This window comes from Priestia sp. YIM B13552 (genome assembly GCF_042787775.1).
In the GTDB taxonomy this organism is placed as follows: domain Bacteria; phylum Bacillota; class Bacilli; order Bacillales; family Bacillaceae_H; genus Priestia; species Priestia megaterium_E.
Genome location: NZ_JBHZOU010000002.1, coordinates 681080 through 695797, shown reverse-complemented (window position 1 = coordinate 695797; position 14718 = coordinate 681080). Strand labels below are relative to the sequence as shown.

Here is a 14718-nt window from a genome sequence, read left to right as displayed (position 1 = left end):
AAATTATAATTTTCAGTTATATATATATTTAAAAAGAAATAAAAATCTTTTATAATAGATTAGAAAGCGTTTTCAAAAATAACGAAGGGGTGGTTATGTATGAAACAAGTACATACGTCGTTTAAAGAAGCGGTGAAAGATATTCACGACGGTGCTACGATTATGGTCGGTGGTTTTGGTTTATGTGGAATTCCGGAGAATTTGATTTTAGCGTTAGTTGAAACAGGGGTAAAAGATTTAACCGTAATTTCAAATAACTGCGGCGTAGACGACTGGGGACTTGGACTGCTTCTGAAAAACAAACAAATTAAAAAGATGATTGGTTCTTACGTGGGAGAAAATAAAGAGTTTGAAAGACAAGTATTGTCAGGAGAAATTGAAGTAGAATTGCTGCCTCAAGGCACGCTAGCTGAAAAGATTCGCGCCGGCGGAGCGGGCATACCTGCATTTTATACACCAGCGGGAGTGGGAACACCCATTGCTGAAGGAAAAGAAGTTCGCGTGTTTGAAGGAAAAGAATATTTACTAGAAGAGGCGTTAAAAGCTGATTTTAGTTTGGTTAGAGCTTGGAAAGCCGATCATATGGGGAACTTGGTGTATAACAAGACAGCGCGCAATTTTAGCCCAATGATTGCAGCAGCAGGAAAAGTGACGATAGCAGAAGTAGAGGAACTTCATCCAACAGGCTCACTCGATCCAAATATTATTCACACACCTAGTGTATATGTTCAATCGTTAATTATTGGTGAACAAGAAAAACGTATTGAGCGTTTAACCGTTCAAAAATAACAAAAGGGGAGAGATTTTTCATGATTGAAAACGGCGTGAACGTGAGAGAGCGAATTGCAAAACGTGCTGAAAAAGAAATTTTGGACGGATTTTATGTAAACCTTGGAATTGGTATTCCAACGCTTGTGGCTAATCATATCTCAGATAATAAAACGGTGGTGCTTCAGTCCGAAAACGGTTTGTTAGGCATTGGACCATATCCGAAAGAAGGAGAAGTAGATCCTGATTTAATTAATGCAGGTAAAGAAACCGTAACGGCGACAAAAGGCGCCTCTTACTTCGATAGTGCTGAATCGTTTGGAATGATTCGCGGAGGGCATATTAACATTGCGATTTTAGGAGGAATGGAAGTCTCAAAAACTGGTGACTTGGCAAACTGGATGATTCCTGGAAAAATGATTAAAGGAATGGGCGGTGCAATGGATTTAGTTCATGGAGCACAGCGCATCATTGTTATTATGGAACACGTGACGAGAAAAGATGAGCCTAAAATCTTAAATGAGTGCAGCCTCCCTCTGACAGGAAAAGAGGTAGTGGATCGTATTATTACAGATCGAGCGGTCATTGATATTACGGCAGAAGGTCTAAAGCTTGTTGAAGTAGCGAAAGGCTATACGGTAGAAGATATTCAACAATCTACAGAGCCAACTTTAATCATTGATGAACATGTAAAACTAGATGCATTTTGATTTTTGGTAACAAAAGCAAGAATATGATACAATATCTCTCAATTAAAGTAGCGGGGGAATTGTGATGGCTAAAAAAAAGCAAAAACAATCAGCACAAAAACAAAATGATCAGCTTAGTATTAAAGATCAGCTAAATGATAGCTTATTAAAACAGCTTCAAGCTAAAAAACAGGCGCTTTCTTTAAAAGAAGAAGAGCAGAAAGAAACAGAACGTAAAGAAGCTGCTCGAATTCGAAAAGAAAAAGAAAAAAATAAGTCGTTTGAAGAACTGTTAAATGAAAGTGATTTGAACTGGTCTGAATTTAAAAAATAAAAGCGCCTTTATCGGCGCTTTTATTTTTTAACGGTGAGCTTCGTATTGATTTGCTTTAAAGATCGATTGCAGCTTGCTGATTTCAGTAGGCTGAAGCGGGGAAGCCTCGACAGCTTTGATGTTTTCACGAAGCTGTGAAGAAGAGCTTGCTCCTGCTACAACCGAGGCTACCGTAGGATTAGCTAAACAGTATTGAAGTGCCGTTGAGTTTAGCGAGTGAGTTGGTCGTACGTGACAAAATTCTTCTATCGTTTTTGCTAATTCCGTACCGCTATAATCTAAGTAGCCCTTGCCCTCGAATGCAGCAAGCTTTTGCTCTCCTTTTTCGGTTAGCAGCCCTTTGGCTACTGGACCTCTCGCTACAACGCTAATGCCGTTATCATGTAAAAGCGGAAGTGCACTTTCTTCAGGACGTCTGTCTAACAAGCTGTATTGCATCATGACGCTGACAATAGAAGAATTTTGCACATACTCTCGAATCACATTTGGGCGAATAGATGAAATACCATAGTAGCGAATGACGCCTTCTTGTTTTAATTCTTCAAATGCTTCAATCGTTTCCTCAATATTGTCTTCAACAGTTCCTCCGTGCAGTTGATATAAATCGATGTAATCTGTTTGAAGACGGCGCAGGCTTTCTTTTACTTCGTCTTTTATGTAAGCTTTAGACGGATCCCACGTCCAGCTGTCTTTTGCATCATTCCAGCGATTCCCCACTTTTGTGGCTAAAATAATATCATTTCTGCGTTTTTTTAGGGCTTGTCCCACAAACTCCTCGTTTAAGCCAAAATCATATAAATCTGCTGTATCGAAATAATTAATGCCATATTCGAGAGCTTCATCAATCATATTGACAGCGTGTTTTTGTTCCGTTCCAAGAGACATGCACCCTAAACCTAATGTACTGACAAGCAAGTCTGAAGTACCTAAGCGTCTTTTTTCCATCTATGTCACTCCTTATTTTTTACTTGTTTCTATCTATTGTAGCGCTATGATAGAGGGAAACTCAAATAAGAAGATTAGAAAACTGCAGCACAATTAGTGTCTGCAGTCTGCTTGTTTGTAAGAATTGAAATTTTGAGAGATAGCGTTCGTCCATTCATCAACATACTGAAATTGTTCACCGTATTCTTTTAACTTTTGTTTGATTTCCCATGCTTTACCAACCAAAATGATTTGCTTCTCGTGAACATAAACTTTCATTTTTTCTACCTCCCAAGATTCGTATGATAGAATATATGTAAGAGTCAAAAAAATAGAACGAGGTGTAGAAAATGGATCATTTAACAGAAAAAATGCTGTCTTCTGAAAAGCTGTTTGGAGGCAGAGTGATTGATTTGTACTTAGAAGAAGTAGAGCTTCCAAACGGAAAAACGAGTACAAGAGAAGTAGTTAAGCACCCTGGAGCCGTAGCTGTCATTGCATTAACAAGCGATCATAAAATGGTTATGGTCAAACAGTATCGCAGGCCGATGGATCGTATTTTAGTCGAAATTCCAGCCGGCAAGCTAGAAAAAGGAGAAGAGCCGATTGTGACAGCAAAACGTGAGTTAGAAGAAGAAACGGGCTATACGACAGATTCGCTTAGCCATATTATTTCTTTTTATACATCACCAGGTTTTGCGGATGAGTTGGTGCACCTTTATTTAGCGGAAGATTTAAAAGTGATGACCACCAAAGCAGAATTAGACGAAGATGAATTTGTTGAAGTAATGGAAGTTACGGTAGATGAGGCCCTTACTCTTATTCAAAACAAGGAAATTTATGATGCAAAAACAGCCTATGCCGTGCAGTACTTACAGTTAAAAAGCGGATTAGGAGAGTAAGAGAGTTTTTTCTTTTACATACGAACGGCAATCTAGCAATTTAGAGGTTTACATTGAAACGTCATTTGATGTGAGAAAAAACAGGCATGCGTATATCTCTAACTTAAAAAAATGTGTGACAACCATATCTTAGTTTAAGGAACATCCGAACGATGAATAGAGATTCTTGATGGAGAATCAAATTCGTTCGGATTTTTTTAAGGTGATGGTGAATGCAGATTTCATTATGTCTCATTCTCTTTTTTTATTTGATAGATTCAAAAGATTCTTGGCATAGTTTTTGTACTCTATCATACACTCTATTAAGCGATTAATAGGAGGAAGACGATGAGAAAAAAACAATTGCCATTATCGTATGCAAGACATTTTCAAGAAAACAGTTCTATTTATTTGTTTGTGACCGTGCTGTTTTTAATGGGAATCATTTTTGGGGCTATTGTTGTAAATAGTTTGACGCTTGATCAAAAAGAAGACCTGTATTTTTATTTAAACCGGTTTTTCGGACAGGTAAAGAGTGGAGAAGTAGCAAGCAGCGTTGAAATGTTTCAGCAAAGTTTTTTTCATAATGTTAAATACTTAGGGCTCATTTGGATATTAGGAATCGCCATTATTGGTTTGCCTGTAGTGTTAATTCTGCTGTTTTTAAAAGGAATGGTGATTGGTTTTACCGTAGGCTTTTTAGTCAATCAAATGGGACTCTCTGGTTTTGCGCTATCTTTTGTATCTGTTATGCCGCAAAATATCTTTCTCATCCCGGCGTTTCTAATCTTGTCTGCAGCTTCCGTTGCCTTTTCTTTGAAGCTTGTGCGGCAGCAATTCTTTAAAAAAGCAGCGGAGCCAATTTCCGCATCCTTTTTACGCTATGGCGGCACGATGATTGCAATGATATGTTTGGTTGCCTGTGCGGCTACAGTTGAAGCCTACGTATCACCTACTTTAATGAAAAGTGTAATGGCTCTATTAAATAAATAAGAATAAGTATTAAGTAAAAAGAATTCTTTTTTCTTATTAATAATAACTTTATTTTGACACCCTCGACACATCTGATATAATGGATTAGTGAATGGCGAGGGAGGGAATAATTATGGAAAGTCGAATTGAGCGAATTAAGCAGCAGTTGCACTCAGCTAGCTATAAATTGACACCTCAACGTGAGGCGACTGTAAGAGTACTTCTTGAACATGAAGAGGATCATTTAAGTGCCGAAGATGTATATCTCCTCGTCAAGGAAAAGTCTCCGGAAATTGGATTGGCAACTGTTTATCGTACGTTAGAATTGTTAACTGAACTTAAAATTGTTGATAAAATAAACTTTGGCGATGGCGTTTCTCGCTACGATTTAAGACAAGAAGGAGCCGCACACTTTCATCATCACCTTGTGTGTATGGAATGTGGATCTGTGGACGAAATTCAAGAAGATTTGCTTGAAGACGTTGAAGAAATTGTGGAAAAGCAATGGAATTTTAAAATTAAAGATCACCGCTTGACATTTCATGGCATTTGCCATCGCTGTCAGGATAAAGAAGACAAGCAGTAAAAGCCTTTTCCCTAATGGAGAAGGTTTTTTGTTGTACATAAATAGAAAAAAATAACGAGATTACAAGCTACATGGTTTTATAGAAAGAAAGGAAATGACCAGGAGAGCACTCAGCGTGTAAAGGCAAGAAACATGTATAAAACCTGTCCCAATTGGCATATCTTCTAATAGAATCAAAAATTGGAGGAATTGTTTCATGAAATCATGGGCTGAAATGGTATATAATACATGTAAAGTATTTATCTTATTTACCGGGTTTACTCTTTTGTTTTATTTTGGAATGATATGGGTATCTCAAGAGTATCAAAATTATAAACGTTATGATGAGCCGTCGGGTTCAGCAGTTAAGGTCATGCAAGCAAGTGTGAACAAAGATCAGACGTGGCTAGAGCGTTTATTTATGTTTTATCAAAACGGGGAGTAGAGGCTATTGAATGATCAAATTCAAGATTTTATTCATTATTTAGTAGTAGAGCGGGGACTGGCGAAAAATACGATTGACTCATATGAGCGAGACTTAAAAAAGTATGCTCAATATTTAGAGCATGTAGAGCAGCTGAAATCATTTAATGAAGTAACAAGACTTCACATCGTTAATTTTCTGAAATATTTAAGTGATCAGCAAAAGTCATCTAAAACGATTGCGAGACATGTGGCTTCAACTAGATCCTTTCATCAATTCTTACTAAGAGAAAAAGCAGCGGATACAGATCCATCCGTTCACATTGATACTCCGCAGCTTGAGCGCAAGCTGCCAAAAGTGCTAAATGCAGAGGAAGTAGAGGCGCTGTTAAATGTGTTTGATACTTCGACGCCTTTTGGCGTGCGAGACAAAGCGATGCTTGAGTTGCTTTATGCTACTGGAATTCGTGTGTCTGAACTCGTTAACTTAAATATTGATGATGCACATTTGACGATGGGATTTATTCGTTGTATCGGAAAAGGGAATAAAGAAAGAATTGTCCCTATCGGAAGGTTGGCAACGGAGGCAATTGAAGAGTATCTACAGCATAGCCGGAGTGTTTTAACAAAGCAAAAGGAACAGGACAAAGCACTTTTTGTTAATCATCACGGAAGGCGTTTAACAAGGCAGGGGTTTTGGAAAATATTAAAAAAATTAGCTTCTGAAGCAAAAATTGAAAAAGAATTAACTCCTCATACGTTACGGCATTCGTTTGCTACTCATTTGTTAGAGAACGGCGCGGACTTGAGAGCTGTTCAAGAAATGCTCGGGCATGCGGATATTTCGACCACTCAAATTTATACACATGTTACAAAAGCACGTTTAAAAGATGTATACAATCAGTTTCATCCGCGAGCGTAGGAAGATTCCAATGTCCAGTGAGTTCATAGACATTGGTTTTTTTGATTGAAAACACTTTCATTCATGTGTACAAAAAAATAAAAAGCGTCTATACTAATAGAGAGGTCAGACTTCTGACCAATAAGAGAAGATGGTTAAATTATTTCCAAACGGGAATTTTATAGAGAATAAATAAATTGATATTTGGAGGGAATAAAATGGCGCATACATATAAACGCGTATTTTTAATTGTCATGGATTCAGTAGGTATCGGTGAATCGCCGGATGCTGAAAAATACAATGATAAAGGTGCTGATACGTTTGGTCATATTGCAGAGCACTGCAACGGTCTTCATATGCCCAATATGGCTAAGCTTGGCCTAAGCAATATCCGTGAAATTAAAGGAATCGATAAAGCCGAAAAACCGTTGGCTTACTATACAAAAATGCAGGAAGCTTCTGCAGGAAAAGATACAATGACAGGCCATTGGGAGATTATGGGTCTTAATATTGATACGCCTTTTAATGTATTTCCAGACGGATTTCCAGAAGAGCTGATTTCACAATTAGAAGAAAAAACAGGTCGGAAAATCATTGGGAACAAACCAGCGTCTGGTACAGAAATTTTGGATGAGCTAGGAAAACAACATATGGAAACAGGTGACTTAATCGTCTATACGTCAGCAGATTCTGTTTTGCAGATTGCTGCTCATGAAGAAATTGTTCCAATTGATGAATTGTACAAAATTTGTGAGATTGCTCGTGAATTAACGCTTGATGATCCATATATGATTGGACGTGTTATTGCTCGCCCGTTTTTAGGTGAACCAGGTAACTTTACACGTACATCCAATCGTCATGACTATGCATTAAAGCCTTTTGGACGTACAGTAATGAATGAATTAAAAGACAATAACATCGATGTTATTGCTATCGGTAAAATTTCTGATATTTACGACGGAGAAGGGGTAACAAAATCTCTTCGTACCAAATCGAATATGGACGGCATGGATAAGCTAGTTGATACATTAAACATGGACTTCACAGGCTTAAGCTTCTTAAATTTAGTTGATTTTGATGCTCTCTATGGTCATCGCCGTGATCCACAAGGATACGGGCAAGCGCTTGAAGAATATGATGCACGCTTAGAAGAAGTATTTGATTTATTAAAAGAAGATGATTTATTGATTATTACAGCTGATCATGGAAATGACCCAGTTCATCATGGGACAGACCATACGCGTGAATACGTGCCGCTTCTTGTGTACAATAAAGGCATGCAAGAAGGAAAAGAACTTTCTATTCGTCAAACGTTTGCGGATATTGGCGCAACGGTAGCAGAAAATTTTGGCGTAGCAATGCCTAAGCATGGAAAAAGTTTTTTAAAAGAGCTGAATTAAGCAGGGGGAATGGAGTATGAAAAAAGAATATATCGAAAAAGCAGCAGCATATATTAAAAATCAATCAGCTGTTACACCAACAATTGGACTTATTTTAGGTTCTGGGCTAGGGGTATTAGCTGACGAAATTGAAGGCGCGGTAAAAATTCCGTATAACGACATTCCTGAGTTCCCGGTTTCAACAGTTGAAGGTCACGCAGGTCAATTAGTAATAGGTACTATTCATGACGTACCAGTTGTAGCTATGCAAGGACGTTTTCACTTTTATGAAGGGTATGCCCTTGATAAAGTAACATTTCCAGTGCGCGTAATGAAAGAAATCGGTGTAGAAACGTTGATTGTAACGAATGCAGCGGGCGGAGTGAACGAATCCTTTAATCCAGGAGACTTAATGATTATTTCTGATCATATTAATAACTTTGGAACCAACCCTTTGATTGGACCTAATGACTCTGATTTTGGAGTAAGGTTCCCGGATATGTCAACTGCTTACTGCAAGGATCTTCGTCAATTAGCGAAGAAAGTAGGAGCTGATTTAAATATCGCCTTACAAGAAGGTGTATATGTAGGAAATACAGGTCCAACATATGAAACGCCTGCTGAAGTACGCATGCTTCGCATTATCGGGGGAGACGCGGTCGGCATGTCTACAGTGCCGGAAGTTATTGTCGCACGCCATGCAGGTATGAAAGTACTAGGTATTTCTTGTATTTCTAATATGGCAGCTGGCATTTTAGATCAGCCGTTAAATCATGAAGAAGTGATTGAAACGACTGAAAAAGTAAAGCAGCAGTTTTTATCTCTTGTAAAAGAAGTAGTAAAGCAGCTTCCAGCTTATCAACAATAAGAAGAAAATATGACTTCAAGCATCGAGAATTTCTCGATGCTTTTTTTATTTGGTTTAGTATAAATCGATTATACCTTGGAAAAAATAGGTTGTATAAAGAATGGAGGTTTGTGGAGATGAAGCGAACTATTGTAAAGTTACTCGTTGTCATATTTTTATTTCCACTTATGACGCAACCTGTTTTAGCCGCAGAAAAAAAGAATTCTGAGCTTGCTGACAGTGCTAGGTCAGCTATTTTAATTGAACGGGATACAGGAAAAATTCTATACGAAAAAAATAGTAATCAAGAACTTCCCCCTGCCAGTATGACTAAAATTATGACAATGATTTTAATTATGGAGGCTTTGGATAAAGGGAAAATTACCTTAAAAGATAAAGTGCGGGCAAGTGAATATGCCGCTTCAATGGGGGGCTCACAAATCTTTTTAGAGCCCGGAGAAGAAATGACGGTAAATGATTTGCTAAAAGGGATTGCGATAGGTTCCGGTAACGATGCTTCTATGGCAATGGCTGAATATTTAGCTGGATCAGAAGAAAAATTTGTAGCAAAGATGAACCAAAAAGCGAAAGAGCTTGGTTTGACTCATACAAAATTTCAAAATCCGACAGGCCTGCCCGTAGAAAATCACTATAGTACAGCTCATGATATGGCCATGATGGGCAGAGAGCTGCTAAAGTATGAAAAAATTATTAACTATACAAGTAAATATGAAGCTTATTTACGCACGGATACAGATAAGAAGTTTTGGTTAGTAAATACAAATCGCTTAGTGAAGTTTTATCCCGGCGTTGATGGACTCAAAACCGGATTTACAGGTCAAGCTAAATATTGCCTAACAGCTACCGCTAAAAAGGGAAATATGCGTGTGTTAGCGGTTGTATTCGGTGCAAGCACGCCAAAAGATCGCAATAATCAAGTAACCAAAATGTTAGATTACGCGTTCAGTCAATATACAACGAAGCCTTTATACAAAAAAGGAGACGTCATTACCAAGATAGATGTAAACAAGGGTAGCGAAGATCAGGTAACAGCTGTTACGTCCGAGCCTATTTCTGTTTTATTGAAAAAAGGAAATGCAGCCAAAGATGTTAAAACAGAAGTGAAAATGAACGAGAAGTTAAATGCGCCTATTCAAAAAGGCGACAAAATTGGAACGTTGACCATTAAGAAGGATAACAAAGTAGTTAGTTCTTCACCACTTCTTGCAAAAGAAGATATCGATGCTGCTTCTTGGTGGAAGATATTCAAACGTACATTCTCTATTTTCTCTCAAACATCTTAAACAGCTAAATGTGACGAAATAGAACTAGTTTTGTCGGTGAGAAGGATTCTATTCTGTCGGCAGCGAAAGACTGACTATAAGATTTCCGAGGAGGTTTGTATAGTGAGTCTTTCGATTGAATTGGAATTCAAACAAGATGTCTTGTTGGTTCGATTAACTGGAGAATTAGATCATCATGCGGCAGAAGAGCTAAGAAGCAAAATCACCGAAGCGATAGAGAAGGAATCTATCAGCCATTTGATTTTAAATTTACAGCATTTAACCTTTATGGACAGCTCTGGCTTGGGGGTTATTTTAGGGAGATACAAACAGGTTCATAATAACGGCGGGGAAATGGTTGTATGTGCTATTTCTCCTGCCGTAGAACGTTTGTTTAATATGTCAGGCTTATTTAAAATTATTCGTTTTGAACCTAATGAAGAAAACGCGCTTCAAAAATTGGGGGTGGCATAATGAAAAATCAAATGAACCTCCAATTTTCCGCGCTTAGTCAAAATGAATCGTTTGCCCGCGTCACGGTAGCATCATTTATTACGCAGTTAGATCCAACAATGGATGAGCTAACAGAAATTAAAACAGTCGTATCTGAAGCAGTAACAAATGCTATTATTCACGGCTACGAAAGCAATCCGGATGGTGTGGTATACATTTCTGTGACGCTTCATGAAGATGGTGTAGTCGAGCTGATGATTCGTGATGAAGGAATTGGTATCGATAACGTGGATGAAGCCAAACAGCCTTTATACACAACGAAGCCAGATCTAGAACGTTCTGGAATGGGTTTCACCATAATGGAAAACTTTATGGACGAAATTCGAGTGGAATCAACTGTATTAGAAGGTACGACCTTATATTTAAAAAAGCACTTAACAAATAGTAAAGCGCTATGTAATTAAGGAGACTTGCCAATGGATGTGGAGGTCAAAAAAAATAAAAACGAACCGTATTTAAAGGATCATGAAGTTAAAGACCTCATCAAGCGCAGTCAGCAAGGTGATCAAATTGCACGAGATACAATCGTCCAAAAAAATATGCGGCTCGTTTGGTCGGTTGTTCAACGTTTTATTAACCGCGGTTATGAGCCCGATGATTTATTTCAAATTGGATGTATAGGGCTATTAAAGTCCGTTGATAAATTTGACTTATCGTATGATGTTAAATTTTCAACATATGCTGTTCCAATGATTATTGGTGAAATTCAGCGATTTATTCGTGATGATGGCACGGTAAAGGTTAGCCGTTCTCTGAAAGAAATGAGCAATAAAATACGTAAAGCAAAAGACGAGCTTTCCAAATTACTTGGACGCGTCCCTACAGTCGTTGAGGTTGCAGAACATTTGGATCTCACTCCTGAAGAAGTAGTGCTAGCTCAAGAAGCTAATCGTGCTCCTTCGTCTATTCACGAGACCGTCTATGAAAATGATGGGGATCCAATTACCCTTCTTGACCAAATTGCTGATCATACGGAAGCGAAGTGGTTTGATAAAATTGCCTTAAAAGAAGCAATTGAAGAACTTGATGAGCGTGAAAAGCTCATTGTCTATTTGAGGTATTACAAAGATCAAACTCAGTCTGAAGTGGCGGCAAGGCTGGGAATTTCTCAAGTTCAGGTATCGAGGCTTGAGAAGAAAATCTTAAAACAAATGAAGCTGCATATGAATGATACGTAATACTTAAGAAGCAATCCGTTTTGCTATTCAAAGAAGAATAGTGAAACGGATTGCTTTTTTTATTTGGTAATTAATGGTCTGTTCAGAAACGTGAATTAGAAAATTTAAGAAAATCCATACTACTCGTACAGGGAGATAATGAATCGTAAGGTGTGATATGAATGGAAAACGTTCTTTATCTTAAAATGAGGCATCGTATTCAAGTAAAACCTGATGAGGCTGTAAATATTGGACAATTAGCAATGGTTATAGCAGGAGATTCTGTTCAAAAGCAAATTGAAACGCTAGTTGTATATCAAGTAAGTATGAGTGATCGAAATATTATCATTGTTGATTTAATGAAGGTAATTGAAAAAGTTACCTCTCAGTATCCGCATTTAGACATTCAGACGATTGGACCCGCTCAAACGATTGTAGAGGTCGTGTATAAAAAGAAACAATATTCCTTTTTGTTTTTTCTAGCTGTTTGGTTTCTTCTCTTCATCGGAGCTGCTTTGGCAATTATGAACTTTCACGAAGATGTGAGTATGAAACAAGTACATCAAAAATTGTTCTATATGCTGACCGGTCTGAGAGACAAGCAGCCTTTGCTGATTCAAGTGCCTTACTCTATCGGTTTAGGCTTGGGAATGATTCTGTTTTTTAACCATGTCTTTAGAAAACGAATTAATGAAGAGCCTAGTCCTCTCGAAGTCGAAATGTTTAATTACCAGCAAGACTTAGATCAATACGTCATTATGCACGAGAATAAAGAAAGTATGAAAAAAATTGATGATCATTAACATTGTGATGACCATTGTAATTGGACTTGCGGGAGGACTGGCTGCAGGTGCTGGGTTTGTAGCATTTTTGACGGTGCTGGGCATTATTCCGCGTTTGATGCAGCTGACCAAAACCATGAAATATATTCAAGCATATGAATGGGGAGTAGTAGGGGGTGCTGTTACAGGCGGTTGGTGCAGTCTTCATCAATACACGTGGCAGTTTCCTGTGGTGTTCATTATGATCATAGGTCTAACGAGCGGTATTTTTATTGGAATGTTGGCAGCAGCGTTAACAGAAGTGCTTAATGTATTGCCGACGTTAACGAAACGAATAGGAATGGAAGGCAAGCTTATTTTATTGTTAATGGCCATTGTACTAGGCAAAGTATGCGGATCATTATTTCATTGGATTTATTTTGTTAATCAATAAGAAAAGGATGTATGTAACATGGCAAATAATCAAAAATTAAAAGATAACTATCAAGAAAGCATTAAACCATTTCAGCCTAAACCTTCATATGTGGCAAATTGCCTAAAAGCCTTTTTGGTAGGGGGAATCATTTGTACACTAGGACAGGCAATTCAAAATTTCTATATTGCATTTTTTGACTTTAATGAAAAAAATGCAGGTAATCCTACCGTTGCAACTCTTATTTTAATATCTGCGCTCTTAACCGGGTTTGGGATATACGATCGTATTGGTCAATTCGCAGGTGCAGGTTCAGCCGTTCCTGTTACGGGTTTTGCCAATTCCATGACGAGTGCAGCGCTTGAACATCGAAGTGAAGGGATTGTTCTTGGAATTGCGACGAACATGTTCAAACTGGCTGGAAACGTCATTGTATTTGGAACGGTTTCGGCTTACGTTGTAGGAATCATTCGCTACCTTTTTAAAACTTATTTGCTATGAAAAGAGGGGGATTATGAGAAAAACTGGGAAGCAAACGTGGGTTTATGAAAATCCTATTTATATTAACGCCACGGGAACAGCTGTAGGACCAAAAGAAGCAGATGGACCGTTAGGAGAAACATTTGATATTACACATAAAGATTTGCACTGTGAAGAAGACAACTGGGAGTTGGCTGAAAGAAGGCTGATGACGGAGTCCATTGATTCCTGCTTGCAAAAAATAAATTTATCCTATGAAGACGTTGATTTGTTTTTGGCTGGAGATTTATTAAATCAAAACGTAACGGCTAATTTTGTAGCCCGGCATAACCAAATTCCATTTCTATGCATGTTTGGCGCTTGCTCCACATCGATGGAAACACTTGCAACAGGAGCAGCTCTTGTAGATGCAGGGTTTGCTAATCGTGTTATTGCATCAGCGAGCAGTCATAACGCAACGGCTGAGCGCCAATTTCGAAATCCTACCGAGTACGGAGGACAAAAACCAGATACAGCAACGGCAACCATTACGGGAGCAGGGGCAGCGCTGGTCTCGAAAGAAAAAGGTATTGTGCGTCTGACGTCTGCAACGATTGGTCGGGTAATGGATTACGGGATTAAAAATGCAAACGACATGGGTTCTGCTATGGCACCAGCTGCTGCAGATACCATTCAAAGACATTTGGAAGACTTAAACGTTGCTCCAAGCGAGTATGATCTTATTTTAACAGGAGATTTATCTGGTGTAGGAAGTCCAATCTTAAAACAGCTGCTCAAGGATGAAGGCTACGATATATCAACCAATCATAATGATTGCGGATTAATGGTATACCGCCCTGATCAAAATGTATTTGCAGGAGGAAGCGGCTGCGGCTGCTCGGCCATTGTCACGTATGGGCATATTTTAAATGAATTAAAATCAGGAAACTTAAAAAAAGTGTTTATGGTAGCAACAGGAGCTCTTTTAAGTCCAACGATGATTCAGCAAAAAGAGTCAATTCCAACAATTGCTCATGGCGTCGTCTTAGAACATATTAGGGAGGGGGATGATCAATGGAGTATGTAATAGCTTTTGCTGTAGGAGGAATCATTTGCGTTATTGGGCAGCTGCTGCTAGATCTTGCTAAGCTTACTCCAGCACATGTTATGAGTTCATTTGTAGTTGCAGGAGCGATTTTAGATGGATTTGGTCTTTATGATAAGTTAATTGAATTTGCTGGCGCCGGAGCGACGGTTCCAATTACAAGCTTTGGTCATTCTTTGCTGCACGGAGCGATGAAGCAAGCGGATGACCATGGACTTATTGGAATTGGGATTGGGATTTTTGAACTTACCTCCGCTGGAATTTCAGCAGCTATTTTATTTGCTTTTATTATCGCGTTAATCTTTAAACCGAAAGGATAAAAGA

General features: G+C 38.4%; 21 protein-coding genes. 19 read left to right on the top strand and 2 right to left on the bottom strand.

What is annotated here, in order from left to right; genetic code table 11:
* Positions 1-99 precede the first annotated feature (99 nt).
* The 3 genes from ACFX40_RS09635 to ACFX40_RS09625 all read left to right on the top strand — a co-directional run bounded on the left by ACFX40_RS09635 (position 100) and on the right by ACFX40_RS09625 (position 1791).
* Positions 100-789 (top strand): CoA transferase subunit A, encoded by a 690-nt coding sequence (locus ACFX40_RS09635; RefSeq protein ID WP_025750456.1) that lies wholly within the window; start codon positions 100-102, stop codon positions 787-789.
* 20 nt (positions 790-809) lie between these two features.
* Positions 810-1478, top strand: coding sequence for a 3-oxoacid CoA-transferase subunit B (locus ACFX40_RS09630; RefSeq protein WP_016765510.1), 669 nt, complete (start codon positions 810-812; stop codon positions 1476-1478).
* Between the two features lie 64 nt (positions 1479-1542).
* Complete coding sequence (locus ACFX40_RS09625) at positions 1543-1791, top strand: YqkE family protein (RefSeq protein WP_016765509.1); 249 nt, start codon at positions 1543-1545, stop codon at positions 1789-1791.
* Between the two features lie 27 nt (positions 1792-1818).
* Here ACFX40_RS09625 and ACFX40_RS09620 read toward each other — a convergent pair whose 3' ends face one another.
* A complete protein-coding gene (locus tag ACFX40_RS09620) occupies positions 1819-2736 on the bottom strand; it encodes an aldo/keto reductase (protein WP_098658775.1) in 918 nt (305 codons plus the stop codon).
* 93 nt (positions 2737-2829) lie between these two features.
* The gene (gene mciZ, locus ACFX40_RS09615; protein WP_013059085.1) at positions 2830-2994 is read right to left on the bottom strand and encodes a Z-ring formation inhibitor MciZ; all 165 of its coding nucleotides are present in this window, start codon (positions 2992-2994) and stop codon (positions 2830-2832) included.
* 71 nt (positions 2995-3065) lie between these two features.
* On the opposite strand from mciZ, the gene ACFX40_RS09610 reads away from it, so the two are divergent.
* From ACFX40_RS09610 to spoVAE, 16 genes are all read left to right on the top strand, one after another.
* A complete protein-coding gene (locus ACFX40_RS09610) occupies positions 3066-3617 on the top strand; it encodes an NUDIX hydrolase (protein WP_013059084.1) in 552 nt (183 codons plus the stop codon).
* Between the two features lie 327 nt (positions 3618-3944).
* Positions 3945-4589: a stage II sporulation protein M gene (spoIIM, locus tag ACFX40_RS09605; protein ID WP_028410697.1), complete on the top strand. Its 645-nt coding sequence runs from the start codon at positions 3945-3947 to the stop codon at positions 4587-4589.
* A gap of 112 nt (positions 4590-4701) precedes the next feature.
* Positions 4702-5154, top strand: a complete 453-nt coding sequence (gene fur, locus ACFX40_RS09600; protein ID WP_013059082.1) for a ferric iron uptake transcriptional regulator — start codon at positions 4702-4704, stop codon at positions 5152-5154.
* A gap of 196 nt (positions 5155-5350) precedes the next feature.
* Positions 5351-5578: a YqzK family protein gene (locus ACFX40_RS09595; protein ID WP_013059081.1), complete on the top strand. Its 228-nt coding sequence runs from the start codon at positions 5351-5353 to the stop codon at positions 5576-5578.
* Positions 5579-5584: 6 nt separating this feature from the next.
* Positions 5585-6478, top strand: a complete 894-nt coding sequence (xerD, locus tag ACFX40_RS09590) for a site-specific tyrosine recombinase XerD (protein WP_028410698.1) — start codon at positions 5585-5587, stop codon at positions 6476-6478.
* A 197-nt stretch (positions 6479-6675) separates the two neighbouring features.
* On the top strand, positions 6676-7857 hold the full coding sequence (deoB, locus tag ACFX40_RS09585) for a phosphopentomutase (RefSeq protein ID WP_028410699.1): 1182 nt from the start codon (positions 6676-6678) through the stop codon (positions 7855-7857).
* A gap of 16 nt (positions 7858-7873) precedes the next feature.
* Positions 7874-8704, top strand: a complete 831-nt coding sequence (locus ACFX40_RS09580; RefSeq protein ID WP_098249277.1) for a purine-nucleoside phosphorylase — start codon at positions 7874-7876, stop codon at positions 8702-8704.
* A gap of 116 nt (positions 8705-8820) precedes the next feature.
* Positions 8821-9987: a D-alanyl-D-alanine carboxypeptidase family protein gene (locus tag ACFX40_RS09575; protein WP_028410701.1), complete on the top strand. Its 1167-nt coding sequence runs from the start codon at positions 8821-8823 to the stop codon at positions 9985-9987.
* Positions 9988-10089: 102 nt separating this feature from the next.
* Positions 10090-10440, top strand: coding sequence for an anti-sigma F factor antagonist (spoIIAA, locus tag ACFX40_RS09570; protein WP_028410702.1), 351 nt, complete (start codon positions 10090-10092; stop codon positions 10438-10440).
* Entirely contained in the window at positions 10440-10883 is a 444-nt protein-coding gene (spoIIAB, locus tag ACFX40_RS09565) for an anti-sigma F factor (RefSeq protein WP_013084935.1), read from the top strand. Before spoIIAA ends, spoIIAB begins: the two co-directional genes overlap by 1 nt.
* A gap of 12 nt (positions 10884-10895) precedes the next feature.
* The gene (sigF, locus tag ACFX40_RS09560; RefSeq protein ID WP_272766937.1) at positions 10896-11657 is read left to right on the top strand and encodes an RNA polymerase sporulation sigma factor SigF; all 762 of its coding nucleotides are present in this window, start codon (positions 10896-10898) and stop codon (positions 11655-11657) included.
* Between the two features lie 161 nt (positions 11658-11818).
* Complete coding sequence (locus ACFX40_RS09555) at positions 11819-12439, top strand: stage V sporulation protein AA (protein ID WP_028410703.1); 621 nt, start codon at positions 11819-11821, stop codon at positions 12437-12439.
* On the top strand, positions 12429-12851 hold the full coding sequence (locus tag ACFX40_RS09550) for a stage V sporulation protein AB (RefSeq protein WP_074677429.1): 423 nt from the start codon (positions 12429-12431) through the stop codon (positions 12849-12851). The genes ACFX40_RS09555 and ACFX40_RS09550 overlap by 11 nt, the downstream gene beginning before the upstream one ends.
* An 18-nt stretch (positions 12852-12869) precedes the next feature.
* Positions 12870-13331, top strand: a complete 462-nt coding sequence (gene spoVAC, locus ACFX40_RS09545; RefSeq protein WP_025750442.1) for a stage V sporulation protein AC — start codon at positions 12870-12872, stop codon at positions 13329-13331.
* 13 nt (positions 13332-13344) lie between these two features.
* Complete coding sequence (gene spoVAD, locus ACFX40_RS09540) at positions 13345-14376, top strand: stage V sporulation protein AD (protein WP_098331875.1); 1032 nt, start codon at positions 13345-13347, stop codon at positions 14374-14376.
* Positions 14364-14714: a stage V sporulation protein AE gene (spoVAE, locus tag ACFX40_RS09535; protein WP_028410706.1), complete on the top strand. Its 351-nt coding sequence runs from the start codon at positions 14364-14366 to the stop codon at positions 14712-14714. Before spoVAD ends, spoVAE begins: the two co-directional genes overlap by 13 nt.
* Positions 14715-14718: the final 4 nt, after the last annotated feature.

Excerpts from the sequence above, each read along its gene's own strand:
- ACFX40_RS09635 (WP_025750456.1), top strand. The coding sequence starts at position 100 with ATGAAACAAGTACATACGTCGTTTAAAGAAGCGGTGAAAGATATTCAC.
- ACFX40_RS09630 (WP_016765510.1), top strand. The coding sequence starts at position 810 with ATGATTGAAAACGGCGTGAACGTGAGAGAGCGAATTGCAAAACGTGCT.
- ACFX40_RS09625 (WP_016765509.1), top strand. The coding sequence starts at position 1,543 with ATGGCTAAAAAAAAGCAAAAACAATCAGCACAAAAACAAAATGATCAG.
- ACFX40_RS09620 (WP_098658775.1), bottom strand. The coding sequence starts at position 2,736 with ATGGAAAAAAGACGCTTAGGTACTTCAGACTTGCTTGTCAGTACATTA.
- mciZ (WP_013059085.1), bottom strand. The coding sequence starts at position 2,994 with ATGAAAGTTTATGTTCACGAGAAGCAAATCATTTTGGTTGGTAAAGCA.
- ACFX40_RS09610 (WP_013059084.1), top strand. The coding sequence starts at position 3,066 with ATGGATCATTTAACAGAAAAAATGCTGTCTTCTGAAAAGCTGTTTGGA.
- spoIIM (WP_028410697.1), top strand. The coding sequence starts at position 3,945 with ATGAGAAAAAAACAATTGCCATTATCGTATGCAAGACATTTTCAAGAA.
- fur (WP_013059082.1), top strand. The coding sequence starts at position 4,702 with ATGGAAAGTCGAATTGAGCGAATTAAGCAGCAGTTGCACTCAGCTAGC.
- ACFX40_RS09595 (WP_013059081.1), top strand. The coding sequence starts at position 5,351 with ATGAAATCATGGGCTGAAATGGTATATAATACATGTAAAGTATTTATC.
- deoB (WP_028410699.1), top strand. The coding sequence starts at position 6,676 with ATGGCGCATACATATAAACGCGTATTTTTAATTGTCATGGATTCAGTA.
- ACFX40_RS09580 (WP_098249277.1), top strand. The coding sequence starts at position 7,874 with ATGAAAAAAGAATATATCGAAAAAGCAGCAGCATATATTAAAAATCAA.
- ACFX40_RS09575 (WP_028410701.1), top strand. The coding sequence starts at position 8,821 with ATGAAGCGAACTATTGTAAAGTTACTCGTTGTCATATTTTTATTTCCA.
- spoIIAB (WP_013084935.1), top strand. The coding sequence starts at position 10,440 with ATGAAAAATCAAATGAACCTCCAATTTTCCGCGCTTAGTCAAAATGAA.
- sigF (WP_272766937.1), top strand. The coding sequence starts at position 10,896 with ATGGATGTGGAGGTCAAAAAAAATAAAAACGAACCGTATTTAAAGGAT.
- ACFX40_RS09555 (WP_028410703.1), top strand. The coding sequence starts at position 11,819 with ATGGAAAACGTTCTTTATCTTAAAATGAGGCATCGTATTCAAGTAAAA.
- ACFX40_RS09550 (WP_074677429.1), top strand. The coding sequence starts at position 12,429 with ATGATCATTAACATTGTGATGACCATTGTAATTGGACTTGCGGGAGGA.
- spoVAC (WP_025750442.1), top strand. The coding sequence starts at position 12,870 with ATGGCAAATAATCAAAAATTAAAAGATAACTATCAAGAAAGCATTAAA.
- spoVAD (WP_098331875.1), top strand. The coding sequence starts at position 13,345 with ATGAGAAAAACTGGGAAGCAAACGTGGGTTTATGAAAATCCTATTTAT.
- spoVAE (WP_028410706.1), top strand. The coding sequence starts at position 14,364 with ATGGAGTATGTAATAGCTTTTGCTGTAGGAGGAATCATTTGCGTTATT.